Here is a 12,937-nt window from a genome sequence, read left to right on the forward strand (position 1 = left end):
TCCAAACTATACTTATCAACAGTAATATGTTAAAATGTTCAAGGCTCATGACAGCGAAAATGATGGATGGTTTCAAGTTATCCTGAGTTTCCTGACATGGGTTTTTATTTTTTCCGCCCAAAAATAAAGCAACGTACGAATTAATTTCCAAAAGGAATACATAGCTATTTAGTAGCAGGGTTTGATAAAATACAAAAAGGAATGAGTTTTAGCATAGGCTGTTTGTCTGAACAATGATGGCAAGACCGTCTTCGATTAATAAGAGCAAACCTTTAATCGACTATCTCTCTTAATGTTTGGAGGAAATAATGTGGCAGTAAAACAAATTGTAATGTACCCGGATCCGGTGTTAGAAACACCATGCGCGGAAGTTACAGTCTTTGATAAAAAATTAGCAAAATTATTAAACGATATGTATGATACAATGATTGAATTTGACGGAGTTGGACTAGCTGCTCCACAAATTGGTATATCAAAGCGCATTGCTGTAGTAGATATTGATGATGATATGGGTACACTGGAATTAATTAATCCCAAATTATTAGAAGTGAATGGCTCTCAAGTTGGTCCCGAAGGATGTTTAAGTTTCCCGGGATTATTCGGAGACGTCGAAAGGCCATTGTCTATTAAAGTAGAGGCGCAAAATAGAAAAGGAAAAAAATATATAATAGAAGCTGAAGAATATTTAGCAAGAGCGATTTTACATGAAATGGACCATTTAGATGGAGTACTATTTACATCAAAGGTAATTCGCTATCTAGAGGAAGATGAGCTAGAAGGAGTGGAAGCAAATGACTAAAGTTGTATTTATGGGTACCCCGGATTTTTCTGTTCCTGTATTACAAAGATTATTAGAAGAAAAGTATGAAGTAATTGCGGTTGTGACACAGCCTGATCGTCCTGTGGGCAGAAAAAAGGTGTTAACCCCGCCGCCAGTAAAGGTAGAAGCTCTAAAACATGATATCCCTGTCTATCAACCAGAGAAGATTCGTCAATCAGACGAGCTGAAAGCTATTATCTCTTTGAACCCGGATATTATTGTGACTGCTGCGTTCGGTCAAATTTTGCCAAAAGAGCTATTAGATGCACCAAAATTCGGCTGTGTGAATGTTCATGCATCCTTGCTTCCTGAATTAAGAGGCGGAGCGCCAATTCACTACAGTATTTTACAAGGGAAAGAAAAAACCGGTATTACCATTATGTATATGGCGGAGAAGCTAGATGCTGGTGATATTATTTCAGTGGCGGAAGTGGAAATTGAAGAAGAAGATACAGTAGGAACACTTCATGATAAATTAAGTCGTGTTGGAAGTGATTTATTAGCAGAAACTTTGCCTAAACTGTTAGCAGGAGAAATTACGCCGATTCCGCAAAAGGATGAGGAGGCAACATTTGCTCCAAATCTTAAGCGGACGGACGAACTAATTGACTGGTCTGTTTCTGGAGAAGAAATTTATAATAAAATTCGTGGTTTAAATCCTTGGCCAGTAGCTTTCACTCTTTATCAAGGGAAAGTGATGAAAGTATGGGCAGGTAAGAAAGTGGCGAAAAAGAGAGATGCCTCTCCTGGAACAATTGTCGACATAACAGATCATGGTCCAATTGTGGCAACAGGTAATGACACATACATTCAATTAACAGAAGTACAACCAGCGGGCAAGAAGAAAATGGACATCAGCCAATTCTTACGCGGGGCTGGCAGTAAAATGCAAGTAAATGAGATATTAGGAGTTACGAATGAAGAAAACTAGAAAAAATGTGCGAGAAGCAGCATTAGATATTTTGGAAACCATTCAAAAAAATCAAGCGTATAGTAACTTATTGCTAAATACGACGATTAAGAAAAATGAGATTCCTTCTAAAGATATCGGTTTGTTAACAGAAATTGTTTATGGAACGCTGCAAAGAAAAATGACTCTGGAATTTTATCTGCGTCCTTTCCTTAATAAAGGAAAGAAAATAGAGGAATGGGTTTATATTCTTCTGCAGATGACTGTCTATCAAATCGTTTATTTAGATCGTATTCCAGATCATGCTGCAATAAATGAAGCGGTAGAAATTGCTAAAAAGAGAGGCCACAAAGGAATAAGCGGCTTTGTAAATGCTGTACTAAGAAATATGCTAAGACAAGGATTGCCATCCTTTAATGAGATTAAAGATGAAATAGAACGACTTTCCATTGAAACAAGTCATCCTAGTTGGCTTGTAAAAAGATGGGTCGAGCAGCTTGGTGTAGAAGAAGCGAAAAAAATGTGCGAAATCAATCTAACTGCACCGATGCAAACAGCAAGGGTTAATACAACAAAGGTTTCTGTAACGGAATGTATAGAACTTTTAACAGAAGAAGGATTTCAAGTAGAAGCAAGTGAGGTAATTCCAGAAGGGATTAAAGTTTTAAAGGGAAATATCGCTCATTCATCTGCTTTTGAAAAAGGGCTGCTGACGATTCAAGATGAAAGCTCGATGATTGTTGCTTATGCACTAGATTTAGACAAACCATATTCCGTATTGGATGCTTGTGCAGCTCCAGGTGGTAAATCTACTCATATTGCAGAGAAGATGAATAAGGACGGCAACATTCTTTCTATTGATCTTCATGATCATAAAGTAAAGTTGATTAAGCAAAATGCAGATCGCTTAGATTTACCAACGATTGAAACAAAGGCAATGGATTCAAGAAAGCTGGACAGCAGCTTGGAGAAAGAAAGCTTTGATCGAATTCTGTTAGATGCACCATGTTCAGGGTTTGGTGTAATGAGAAGAAAGCCAGATATGAAATATACAAAAACAGAAGCTGATGTAGATCGGCTGCAGAAAATTCAATTGGATTTACTAGCTTCTGTTTCCCCGCTTTTAAAAAAAGGTGGAATATTAGTATATAGTACATGTACCATTGATACAGCAGAGAATGAAGAAGTGGTGGAGAAATTCTTAGCTGTTAATACGCAGTTTGAGAGAGATAGAACATTGGCGGATCGTCTGCCACAAGATGTAAAGAATTACGCAGAAGGAAATGAATTACAGATATTACCGCAATATTTTGGCTCAGATGGCTTTTATATTGCAGCATTAAGAAAGAAGGTGCAATGATGGAACAAGTAAAAACATCATCAAGAAGAAGACAAAAGGCAGAACCAGCTATTCCCTCGATATACTCAATGGAATTGCAAGCACTAAAGGATTGGTTGACAGCGCATAATGAAAAGGCGTTTCGTGCGGATCAAATTTTTGAATGGCTATATAAAAAGAGAGTAACCTCTTTTGAAGATATGTCTAACTTATCGAAAAATTTACGTTTAATGCTTCAGGAAAATTTTACAATTACAACATTAAATACGCTTATTCAGCAAACATCAAATGATGGGACAATTAAATTTTTATTTGAATTACATGATGGCTATTCCATTGAAACAGTTTTAATGCGTCATGATTATGGTAATTCTGTTTGTGTAACAACCCAAGTCGGCTGTCGAATCGGCTGTACTTTCTGTGCTTCTACATTAGGTGGATTAAAAAGAAATTTAGAAGCAGGAGAAATCGTTGCACAAGTCGTAAAAGTACAACAGGCATTAGATGAATTGGGCGAACGTGTAAGTTCAGTTGTTATTATGGGAATTGGGGAACCATTTGATAACTTTACTAGTATGTTAAGTTTCCTAAAAATTATTAACCATGAACAAGCATTAAATATTGGAGCAAGACATATCACTGTGTCAACCAGTGGGATTATCCCGAAAATTTATGAATTTGCGGATCAAAATATGCAAATTAATTTTGCGGTTTCCCTGCACGCGCCAAACACAGAGTTAAGAAGCAGACTAATGCCAATTAACAGAGCGTATAAATTACCTGATTTAATTGAAGCTATCCGCTACTATGTGGATAAAACAGGTAGACGTGTAAGTTTTGAGTATGGTTTATTTGGCAACGTAAATGATCAAGTAGAGCATGCGGAAGAGTTAGCTGAGCTTGTGAAAGGAATCAAGTGTCACGTAAACTTAATTCCTGTTAACTATGTACCAGAAAGAGATTATGTAAGAACACCGAAGGATCAAATCTTTTTATTTGAAAAAACATTAAAGAAACATGGAGTAAATGTAACAATCCGCCGTGAGCAAGGTTCAGATATCGATGCTGCATGTGGACAGCTTCGTGCGAAGGAGAGAAAAGAAGAGACGAGGTGATCACCTTTGAGTCAAATTTTTATGACTGATAAGGGGAAAGTTAGACAACATAATGAGGATAGTGGAGCAATTATTAGAAATAAAAGCGGTCAACGCCTTGCCATCGTAGCTGATGGCATGGGTGGACACCGTGCAGGTGATGTTGCAAGCTCACTCACTGTTGAGAAACTGACAGAACTTTGGACAATGGTAGAGGAAATTAAAACAGCAGATGAGGCAGAAAACTGGTTGGAATCCAATATTTTAGAGGTCAATCAATATGTTTTCGATTATGCTTCCACCCATCCAGAATGTGAAGGCATGGGTACCACCATTATAGGGGTAATCAGTACAGAAAATTTTTCGACGATTGCTCATGTGGGAGACAGCAGATGCTATCTTTATAATGAAGATGGCTTTAAACAAATTACAGAAGATCATTCCTTAGTAAATGAATTAGTTCGTATGGGCCAGATATCGAAAGAGGATGCAGAGCATCATCCCAGAAAAAATGTCGTCTTGAGAGCACTTGGAACAGATGCGCAGTTAAATATTGATGTGATGACCATTATGTTTGAAGAAGGAGACATCATATTTATTTGTTCTGATGGACTATCTAACAAAGTAACGGATCAACAAATTAAAGAGATTCTTGAAAAAGAGATTACATTAGAAGAGAAGGCTTCTACGTTAATCGAAACTGCCAATATAAATGGTGGAGAAGATAATATTACGGTCGTTATTTTGGAGTATGGGGATGGTCATCAAGCAGGTGAAGGGCAATGATGATTGGAAAAAGAATAAGTGGCCGTTATAAAGTCTTAGAGATGATTGGCGGAGGTGGAATGGCAAATGTCTACCTTGCGCATGACATGATTTTAGATCGAGATGTAGCAGTGAAGATGCTAAGACTCGATTTTGTCAATGATGAGGAGTTTATTAAACGATTTCATCGCGAAGCGCAATCAGCTACAAGCTTAGCTCATCCGAATGTCGTCAATATATATGATGTTGGAGAAGAAGGAGACATCTATTATATTGTTATGGAATATGTGGAAGGCGATACACTGAAACAATACATACATAAAAATTCACCACTTTCTGTAGAGACAGTTATCGCAATTATGCAGCAAATAACATCTGCAATCGCGCATGCGCATCAAAATAATATTATCCATCGCGATATAAAACCGCATAATATTTTAATAGATAAAGAAGGAAAAGTAAAAGTAACCGATTTTGGAATTGCAATGGCATTAAGTGCGACAAGCATCACGCAAACAAATTCTGTGTTAGGTTCTGTTCATTATTTATCTCCTGAACAAGCTCGTGGTGGAATGGCGAATAAAAAATCTGACATTTATTCTCTTGGGATTGTAATGTTTGAATTATTAACAGGGAGATTGCCTTTTTCTGGCGAATCAGCTGTTTCGATTGCTTTAAAACATTTGCAGTCTGAAACGCCTAGTGTTAGAAGATGGAACGAAGCCATCCCGCAAAGTGTGGAGAATATCGTCTTAAAAGCTACTGCGAAAGATCCTTTTTATCGATATAATAGTATGGAAGAAATGTCAGAGGATTTGCAAACAGCTTTAGATTTAGAGAGAATAGACGAACCCAAGTTTGCAATACCCGTTGATGACGAAGCTACAAAAGCAATTCCGGTCATTACAAATGATGGTTTATATAAAAATTTTGATGAGACGATTGTTCATACAAATGAAAAAGAAGATCAAGGAAACACATTGGTAAAGGAAGCCCCAGTAAAGAAAGAGAAAAAGAAGAAAGCTAAGAAAAAGGGAAAGAAAATTGCTGCCATTATTATTTCAACCTTTATCGCCTTGCTATTAATAATGGGACTAGTAATATTTTTTCTGCCAGATTTACTTGCTCCAGAAGATATAGTGGTTCCTGATGTCACTGGTTTAGAATTAGATAAAGCAAAGACAACGCTAGAAGAAAAAGGCTTTGTAGTGTCTGATACTATTACCTTAAATAGTGATGATGTAGAAAAAGGTCATGTTATTAAAACAAGTCCTAGTGCAGGCAGCGCGCGAAGAGAAGGGACAGAAATTACGATCTATGAAAGTCTTGGAAAAGAGACGGTCGTGTTAAGTGATTATGTAGGAAGAAAATATGATGATGTTGTTAAACTATTAGAATCAGAAGGATTCGATTTTAAAGATATTGATCCTATCGAAGTTTTTGATGATAGTGAACCAGGAACAATATTAGAACAAAATATTAAGCCAAAAGAGGAAGTAGTACCAAGTGAAACTTCATTAGAATTTACAATAAGTAAAGGTGCGCAGTTAATTAGTGTCAAAGATTTATCAGATTATACGAAAAAAGAAGTAAATGACTATGTGGACGATGCTGGTTTAACGGTAACTTTTAAGGAAGAATATAGTGACACAGTGGAAAAAGGTCTAGTCATTTCCCAAACGCCTGAACCTCGTACTAATTTGAAAAAAGGTGCTGGAATTACTGTTGTTCTTTCTAAAGGAAAAAAAGAAGTACAACCGAAAGAAGTAATGAGAGAAATATCGATTCCATATGAACCGACTGAAATGACTGCCGATGGGAAGCCAGTCGAACAAACAGTAAGAATATATATTGGTGATTTTAATAATAGTATGACAGAACCAGCTGAAACATTTACGATTACCGAAAATACTAAAAAGACAATCTATCTGCAAATTCCTGAAGGGCAAAAAGGATATTATCGAGTGCAGATTGACAGTGTAGTCATCCTTGATGAAGAGGTTCCTTATCCTAACTAGTAATTGGTTTGAATTTAGCAAGAGAGGGAATGCTCTTTAAGTAGGTATTTTCTAATAAGCTGTCGGTTTTAAAATAGTTTTTAGAAACATACTAGAACTTTTATTAGTGAGCGAAAGTAAGTAAGGAGCGTTATATTTATGCCTAAAGGCAAAATTATTAAAGCGTTAAGTGGATTTTATTATGTATTAAGTGAGGGTCAATTAATACAGTGTCGCGGTAGAGGTGTATTTCGAAAAAACAAGATAACCCCTTTAGTAGGCGATGAAGTCGTTTTTCAAGCAGAGAATGAAACAGATGGCTATATTTTAGAAGTGAACGAAAGAAAAAATGAATTAGTAAGACCGCCGATTGCCAATGTGGATCAAGCCATTCTTGTCTTTTCTAGTGTGGAGCCAGATTTTAGCACCGCGCTATTGGATCGTTTTCTCGTATTAATTGAATACAATAGAATTGACCCAGTAATCTGTATAACAAAAATGGATTTAGCAAGTAGTGAGGAGGTTGAAAAAATGAAGGAGTACGCAGCGCAATATGAAGCTGTAGGGTATCCTGTCATTTTAACCTCTTCTGAAACCGAAGCGGGCATAGAACAGCTATTGCCTTATTTAAAGGATAAGATTTCGGTATTTGCCGGACAATCGGGAGTAGGAAAGTCTTCTTTGTTAAATGTAATTAGACCTGATTTAGACTTAAAGACAAATGAAATTTCTGCCAGTTTAGGAAGAGGAAAGCATACAACAAGACATGTAGAGCTTATCTCAATTGGAGATGGACTTGTCGCAGATACACCAGGTTTTAGTTCACTGGAGTTTCTAGAAATTGAAGGAGAAGATTTGAATTATTGTTTTCCTGAAATAGAAAAAACAAGCGAAAACTGTAAGTTTAGGGGCTGTCTTCATCTTTCAGAACCAAAATGCGCAGTGAAAGAAGCGGTAGAAAATAATCAAATTCCAACTTATCGTTATGAGCACTACAAAGATTTCTTACAAGAAATTAGAGATCGAAAACCGAAGTATTAGTTGCTGAATTGTTAAAAAAACAGCGTTTTATGAATAGGAGAGAATTCTATATTCCATTTGCATGAGCTTGGACAGAGATGTGGAGACCGGGCATATGCACCTAAAAGCGATAGAATTCTTGGAATTACACTTAGATAGACTTTTACTTATTTTGTATTTGCAGCCTTAAAGCAGATTCTTTCTATATAGCCGTTTGGACTTTTATCTGGATTGATTAGTAATCAACGTAGATAAAGAAAACAAAGGCATATAAAAAAGGATCTGTATTTTTGTATAGAAAAGTAATAAGAGGAGGAGAAACATGATTGTTCATATTATGGCTGGAGGACCAAAGCAGTATATTCCTCAGTTAGATAACTATCCGAAAGATATTTGCTGGATTGGTGTGGATAGAGGGGTTATGTATTTAATCGAAAGATCCGTGCCGATTTATGCAGCTTTTGGTGACTTTGATTCTATTTCGGAAACAGAACTGCAGGCGATGGAAGAAAAAACAGGTATTATTAAACGTTTTAAGCCAGAAAAAGACGAAACAGACATGGAACTTGCTCTTTTATGGGCTATTAAAGAAGGTGCAACGACGATTCGGTTATTTGGTGCGACAGGGGGGAGACTCGACCATACAATAGCTAATCTTCACCTGCTATTACGAGAAGCGCTAGACAATAAGAAGATTCAACTAGAAATAATCGATAAACAAAACAGCGTATCTGTTGTACAAGCAGGGTCTTATACGGTAAAAAAACTGGAGGAATATAAATATATTTCATTTTTCCCATATAGTACAAAGATTGTAGGTCTATCTTTAGAAGGTTTTAAATACCCTTTAGTAAGGAGAAATCTTCCTGCTAGCAGCACATTGTGCATTAGTAATGAACTAATTCGAGAAACTGGTACTTTTTCCTTTGATGAAGGCATATTAATGGTAATAAGAAGTTGTGATTAAAATCTGATAAATGATGGTACTAATTTATTTAATCTGAATAGGATATGGAAGTGCTAGCGATGTTTATTGATTAAGGAGGGACAGTATTCATGAGATTCTATACCATTAAATTGCCGAAATTTTTAGGAGGACTTGTCCGAGCAATGTTAGGAACCTTCAAAAAGGACTAACGAAAGATTCTGCGAATTTTTTTAGTAAAGACAACCTTTCACTATGAGGCGGGGATCTTCGAAGACTCACTTATGTATACGCTTTTGAATGTTGTTTGGAGACAAAATAAAAAAGGACATGTGACATGTCCTTTTTTATTGCGATCTGATTAAACGCGTTCTACTTTACCAGATCTTAATGCTCTAGCAGAAACCCAAACACGTTTAGGTTTACCGTCTACTAAAATACGAACCTTTTGAAGGTTAGCTCCCCAAGTACGTTTGTTAGCGTTCATTGCATGGGAACGAGCATTACCTGTAGTTGTTTTTCTTCCAGTGATAACACATTTACGTGGCATGTATATTTCCCTCCTTATTACAGAAAACCATTAAAATGAGTTTGAAAAGTCATAGATAGCAATTTACTTATAGTCTGCTAAATAATCCTCGTTACAGATACCTTAATAATTTATCATACAACTTAAATGAATGCAATAGTTGGATGAAAAGCTTTCAAGAAAATTTCCTTGACATGTATTTCTTTACTGAACAGATCAGTTTATCTCAAGACTTTATGGGAATAGTAAAACAAGTAGCTGTTTTCTGAATTTATCCCAATGCTTTAATAGAAGTGTTATTTTGTTATATAATAATAATAAGCTTTTTAACTATAGCTTTCAAAAAAGTTTTGGTTATAGTAAAATGTCAGTAGTCAAGGAGCAATTCCAAAGGGGGAAAACTCATGTCCATTGAACTAAAAACGAATTTCGGACAAATTGATATATCTACAGAAGTTATCGCTACAATCGCAGGTGGAGCAGCAGTAGACTGCTACGGTATCGTTGGAATGGCGTCGAAAAATCAAATTAAAGACGGTTTAACAGATATTTTGCGAAAAGAAAACTTTACACGTGGTGTAATCGTTCGAAAAGTTGAAGAAGAAGTACATATTGATATGTATATCATTGTAAGTTACGGAACGAAAATCTCCGAGGTTGCGCACAATGTTCAATCAAAAGTAAAATACACACTCAATAAGACAGTTGGACTTGCCGTTGACTCGGTTAATATTTACGTTCAGGGAGTTCGTGTGACGAACCCGTAGTAGAGGAGGAAACACAGTGTCAATTACAGTTTTAGAAGGAAAGCGATTTGCCGAAATGGTAATACAAGGAGCAAACCATTTGTCCTCTAATGCTAAATATGTAGATGCGTTAAATGTCTTTCCAGTGCCAGATGGAGATACAGGAACGAATATGAATTTATCGATGACTTCAGGTGCAAAGGAAGTTCAAAAGAATATTCAATCACATATCGGTAAAGTTGGAACCTCATTATCGCGAGGTTTATTAATGGGAGCCAGAGGGAATTCAGGGGTTATTCTTTCTCAATTATTTCGAGGGTTTTCTAAGCATATTGAGCAAAAAGAGACGATAACTGGAAAAGAATTTGCGGATGCCTTACAATTCGGTGTGGAAACAGCATATAAAGCAGTAATGAAGCCGGTAGAAGGAACGATTCTTACAGTTGCAAAAGATGCTGCAAAGAAAGCGGTTCAATCTGCCGAAAAAAATGATGATATCATTGTTATCATGGAGGATACAGTAAAAGAAGCAAGAGCTTCTTTAAACAGAACACCTGAACTTCTGCCTGTGTTAAAAGAAGTAGGCGTCGTTGATAGTGGTGGGCAAGGTCTAGTATTTGTATATGAAGGGTTTCTTGCAGAGCTAAAGGGTGAAAAACTTCCAGACGCTGTGCAAAATGTTGTTTCTATGAATGAATTGGTAAATGCAGAACATCATAAAAATGTTCACAGTTATATCAATACAGAGGATATTGAATTTGGCTACTGCACAGAATTTATGGTTCGTTTAGAGCAAGAAAAGTTAGGGAATAAGCCGTTTTCAGAAGATGACTTCAGACAAGCGTTAAGTAAATATGGGGATTCATTACTTGTAATTGCGGATGATGAAATTGTGAAAATTCATATTCACTCCAATCAGCCTGGTGAAGTATTAACATTTGGACAAAAATACGGTAATTTGGTAAAAATGAAGATTGAAAATATGCGTGAACAGCATAGCAGCTTAGTGGATGCAGCAGAAAAAGAGGAAGTAAATAATGCTCATTCCCTGAAAGAACAAAAAGAGTATGGGATTGTAACAGTTTCGATGGGAAGCGGAATTGCAGATCTTTTCAGAAGTATCGGTGCTCATTATGTTATTGAGGGCGGTCAAACAATGAATCCAAGCACGGAGGATATTGTTAATGCTGTACAACATATCAATGCGAAAAAGGTCTTTATTTTACCAAATAATAAAAATATTATTATGGCAGCAGAACAAGCAGCTGACGTATTAGAACAAGAGGTTGTGGTTATCTCTTCTAAAACGGTTCCTCAAGGAATGTCAGCTTTACTTGCTTTTAATCCTTCTAGTGATTTAGCAACAAATGAGAAGAATATGAAAGCGGCGCTTGAACATGTGAAAACTGGTCAAATTACGTATGCAGTCAGAGATACAAGTATTGATGGGTTAGAGATTGAAACAGGCGACTTTATGGGACTTGCAGAAGGAAAAATCATTGTAAAAAGCAAAGATAAAACAGAATCTGCAATGGAACTTTTAAAATCCATGATTGATGAGGATTCAGAAATTGTAACGATAATTAAGGGAGAAGAAGCGACGGAAGAAGAGGTTGAAACGCTTGTATCTTTTATTGAAGACAATTTTGAAGATGTGGAAGTAGAAGTTCATGATGGAAAACAACCACTGTATTCCTTTATTTTTTCTATTGAATAATAGTATTTTAAAAGGGTGTGCCTGTATATATGGAGGCATGCCTTTTTGTGTTTTAAAGGGGATAGTGGATGGAATGGGAGGGTCATTCTGCTGTTTGTTCCTTTTTTTGAGGAGGAATAGATGCAATGGGTAACAGAGAGGAAGTGTCAGTGCTTATTAAAGTATAGTGAAGAGAAAAAAGGAACAGATGCACGATAACAAAAGTTATGCAGGAAGAAAACTTCGATATATCCCCTCAACCCTTCACACTTTCCTAATCAAAATTAGCTATTTTCTATCGAAGAATAAGAATTAGAACCATATATTAATATAGTATGATATTATATAGTGTAATCAATTTATACCCAGTATTATGTTAAAGAAATATCATTTTGACTTTTGGCCATTTAAGGAGAGACAAATCCATGAAATTTAAAAGCGTTTTTGATATTATTGGTCCAGTCATGATTGGTCCATCCAGTTCCCATACAGCAGGTGCGGCAAGGATTGGTAGAGTGGCGCGTAACCTTTTTGAAAGAGAACCAAAATGGATAAACATTCATTTTTATGGTTCATTTGCTGAAACATATAAAGGCCATGGAACAGATGTAGCGATAATTGGGGGAATTCTTGATTTTGATACCTTTGATGAGCGAATTAAAGACTCCTTAGAAATTGCAGAACAGCATGGAATCCAAGTAAACTTTCATATAGAAGAAGCGATCCCAGAACATCCTAATACAGCAAAAATTCATTTGGGGGATGAAGACGGAGAAATGGAGCTAGTTGGTATTTCTATTGGCGGCGGGAAAATAGAAATCACCGAGTTAAATGGCTTCCAATTAAAGCTTTCTGGTCATCATCCTGCGATATTAGTTGTTCATAATGACCGATTTGGTGCAATTGCGAAAGTGGCCAATGTATTGGCTAAATACGAAATTAATATTGGTCATATGGAAGTTAGTCGTAAAGAAAAAGGAAAACTGGCTTTAATGACAATTGAGGTCGATCAAAATATAGAAGAATCCATTTTAAAAGAGCTTGAAGAGTTAGATTCAATTGAAAAAGTTACAACAATCGTGGAATAAAGGGAGGG

The 12,937-nt window shown here is 36.3% G+C and carries 13 protein-coding genes; 12 read left to right on the forward strand and 1 reads right to left on the reverse strand.

The window, feature by feature from the left end; translation table 11 throughout:
• Positions 1–310: 310 nt before the first annotated feature.
• The 9 genes from def to spoVM all read left to right on the forward strand — a co-directional run bounded on the left by def (position 311) and on the right by spoVM (position 9,082).
• Entirely contained in the window at positions 311–799 is a 489-nt protein-coding gene (gene def / locus NSQ92_RS06595; RefSeq protein WP_047939953.1) for a peptide deformylase, read from the forward strand.
• Positions 792–1,751 carry a methionyl-tRNA formyltransferase gene (gene fmt, locus NSQ92_RS06600; RefSeq protein WP_095321277.1) on the forward strand — a complete coding sequence of 320 codons (960 nt, stop codon included), beginning with the start codon at positions 792–794 and terminating at the stop codon, positions 1,749–1,751. Before def ends, fmt begins: the two co-directional genes overlap by 8 nt.
• A complete protein-coding gene (rsmB, locus tag NSQ92_RS06605; protein ID WP_047939955.1) occupies positions 1,738–3,090 on the forward strand; it encodes a 16S rRNA (cytosine(967)-C(5))-methyltransferase RsmB in 1,353 nt (450 codons plus the stop codon). The genes fmt and rsmB overlap by 14 nt, the downstream gene beginning before the upstream one ends.
• Complete coding sequence (rlmN, locus tag NSQ92_RS06610) at positions 3,087–4,184, forward strand: 23S rRNA (adenine(2503)-C(2))-methyltransferase RlmN (RefSeq protein WP_095257565.1); 1,098 nt, start codon at positions 3,087–3,089, stop codon at positions 4,182–4,184. Before rsmB ends, rlmN begins: the two co-directional genes overlap by 4 nt.
• Before the next feature lie 6 nt (positions 4,185–4,190).
• Complete coding sequence (locus tag NSQ92_RS06615) at positions 4,191–4,949, forward strand: Stp1/IreP family PP2C-type Ser/Thr phosphatase (protein ID WP_095257564.1); 759 nt, start codon at positions 4,191–4,193, stop codon at positions 4,947–4,949.
• Positions 4,946–6,946 carry a Stk1 family PASTA domain-containing Ser/Thr kinase gene (pknB, locus tag NSQ92_RS06620; RefSeq protein WP_341152493.1) on the forward strand — a complete coding sequence of 667 codons (2,001 nt, stop codon included), beginning with the start codon at positions 4,946–4,948 and terminating at the stop codon, positions 6,944–6,946. The genes NSQ92_RS06615 and pknB overlap by 4 nt, the downstream gene beginning before the upstream one ends.
• A 138-nt stretch (positions 6,947–7,084) precedes the next feature.
• Positions 7,085–7,966, forward strand: a complete 882-nt coding sequence (gene rsgA / locus NSQ92_RS06625; RefSeq protein ID WP_047939958.1) for a ribosome small subunit-dependent GTPase A — start codon at positions 7,085–7,087, stop codon at positions 7,964–7,966.
• A gap of 301 nt (positions 7,967–8,267) precedes the next feature.
• Positions 8,268–8,912 carry a thiamine diphosphokinase gene (locus tag NSQ92_RS06630; RefSeq protein ID WP_336044719.1) on the forward strand — a complete coding sequence of 215 codons (645 nt, stop codon included), beginning with the start codon at positions 8,268–8,270 and terminating at the stop codon, positions 8,910–8,912.
• Between the two features lie 89 nt (positions 8,913–9,001).
• On the forward strand, positions 9,002–9,082 hold the full coding sequence (spoVM, locus tag NSQ92_RS06635; RefSeq protein WP_016201070.1) for a stage V sporulation protein SpoVM: 81 nt from the start codon (positions 9,002–9,004) through the stop codon (positions 9,080–9,082).
• Positions 9,083–9,231: 149 nt separating this feature from the next.
• Here the strand turns inward: spoVM and rpmB are convergent, their stop codons facing one another.
• Positions 9,232–9,420, reverse strand: coding sequence for a 50S ribosomal protein L28 (rpmB, locus tag NSQ92_RS06640; protein WP_016201071.1), 189 nt, complete (start codon positions 9,418–9,420; stop codon positions 9,232–9,234).
• Positions 9,421–9,803: 383 nt separating this feature from the next.
• Between rpmB and NSQ92_RS06645 the strand changes: the two genes are divergently transcribed.
• The 3 genes from NSQ92_RS06645 to sdaAB all read left to right on the forward strand — a co-directional run bounded on the left by NSQ92_RS06645 (position 9,804) and on the right by sdaAB (position 12,929).
• On the forward strand, positions 9,804–10,166 hold the full coding sequence (locus NSQ92_RS06645) for an Asp23/Gls24 family envelope stress response protein (protein ID WP_047939960.1): 363 nt from the start codon (positions 9,804–9,806) through the stop codon (positions 10,164–10,166).
• Between the two features lie 16 nt (positions 10,167–10,182).
• Positions 10,183–11,862, forward strand: a complete 1,680-nt coding sequence (locus NSQ92_RS06650; protein ID WP_341152494.1) for a DAK2 domain-containing protein — start codon at positions 10,183–10,185, stop codon at positions 11,860–11,862.
• Between the two features lie 404 nt (positions 11,863–12,266).
• On the forward strand, positions 12,267–12,929 hold the full coding sequence (sdaAB, locus tag NSQ92_RS06655) for an L-serine ammonia-lyase, iron-sulfur-dependent subunit beta (RefSeq protein WP_047939962.1): 663 nt from the start codon (positions 12,267–12,269) through the stop codon (positions 12,927–12,929).
• Positions 12,930–12,937: the final 8 nt, after the last annotated feature.

Source organism: Niallia sp. FSL M8-0099 (genome assembly GCF_038006945.1).
Taxonomy (GTDB): domain Bacteria; phylum Bacillota; class Bacilli; order Bacillales; family Cytobacillaceae; genus Niallia; species Niallia circulans.

What these genes read in the sequence shown, in the direction of transcription:
- fmt (WP_095321277.1), top strand. Translation starts at nt 792, where the DNA reads ATGACTAAAGTTGTATTTATGGGTACCCCGGATTTTTCTGTTCCTGTA.
- rsmB (WP_047939955.1), top strand. Translation starts at nt 1,738, where the DNA reads ATGAAGAAAACTAGAAAAAATGTGCGAGAAGCAGCATTAGATATTTTG.
- rlmN (WP_095257565.1), top strand. Translation starts at nt 3,087, where the DNA reads ATGATGGAACAAGTAAAAACATCATCAAGAAGAAGACAAAAGGCAGAA.
- pknB (WP_341152493.1), top strand. Translation starts at nt 4,946, where the DNA reads ATGATGATTGGAAAAAGAATAAGTGGCCGTTATAAAGTCTTAGAGATG.
- rsgA (WP_047939958.1), top strand. Translation starts at nt 7,085, where the DNA reads ATGCCTAAAGGCAAAATTATTAAAGCGTTAAGTGGATTTTATTATGTA.
- NSQ92_RS06630 (WP_336044719.1), top strand. Translation starts at nt 8,268, where the DNA reads ATGATTGTTCATATTATGGCTGGAGGACCAAAGCAGTATATTCCTCAG.
- spoVM (WP_016201070.1), top strand. Translation starts at nt 9,002, where the DNA reads ATGAGATTCTATACCATTAAATTGCCGAAATTTTTAGGAGGACTTGTC.
- rpmB (WP_016201071.1), bottom strand. Translation starts at nt 9,420, where the DNA reads ATGCCACGTAAATGTGTTATCACTGGAAGAAAAACAACTACAGGTAAT.
- NSQ92_RS06645 (WP_047939960.1), top strand. Translation starts at nt 9,804, where the DNA reads ATGTCCATTGAACTAAAAACGAATTTCGGACAAATTGATATATCTACA.
- sdaAB (WP_047939962.1), top strand. Translation starts at nt 12,267, where the DNA reads ATGAAATTTAAAAGCGTTTTTGATATTATTGGTCCAGTCATGATTGGT.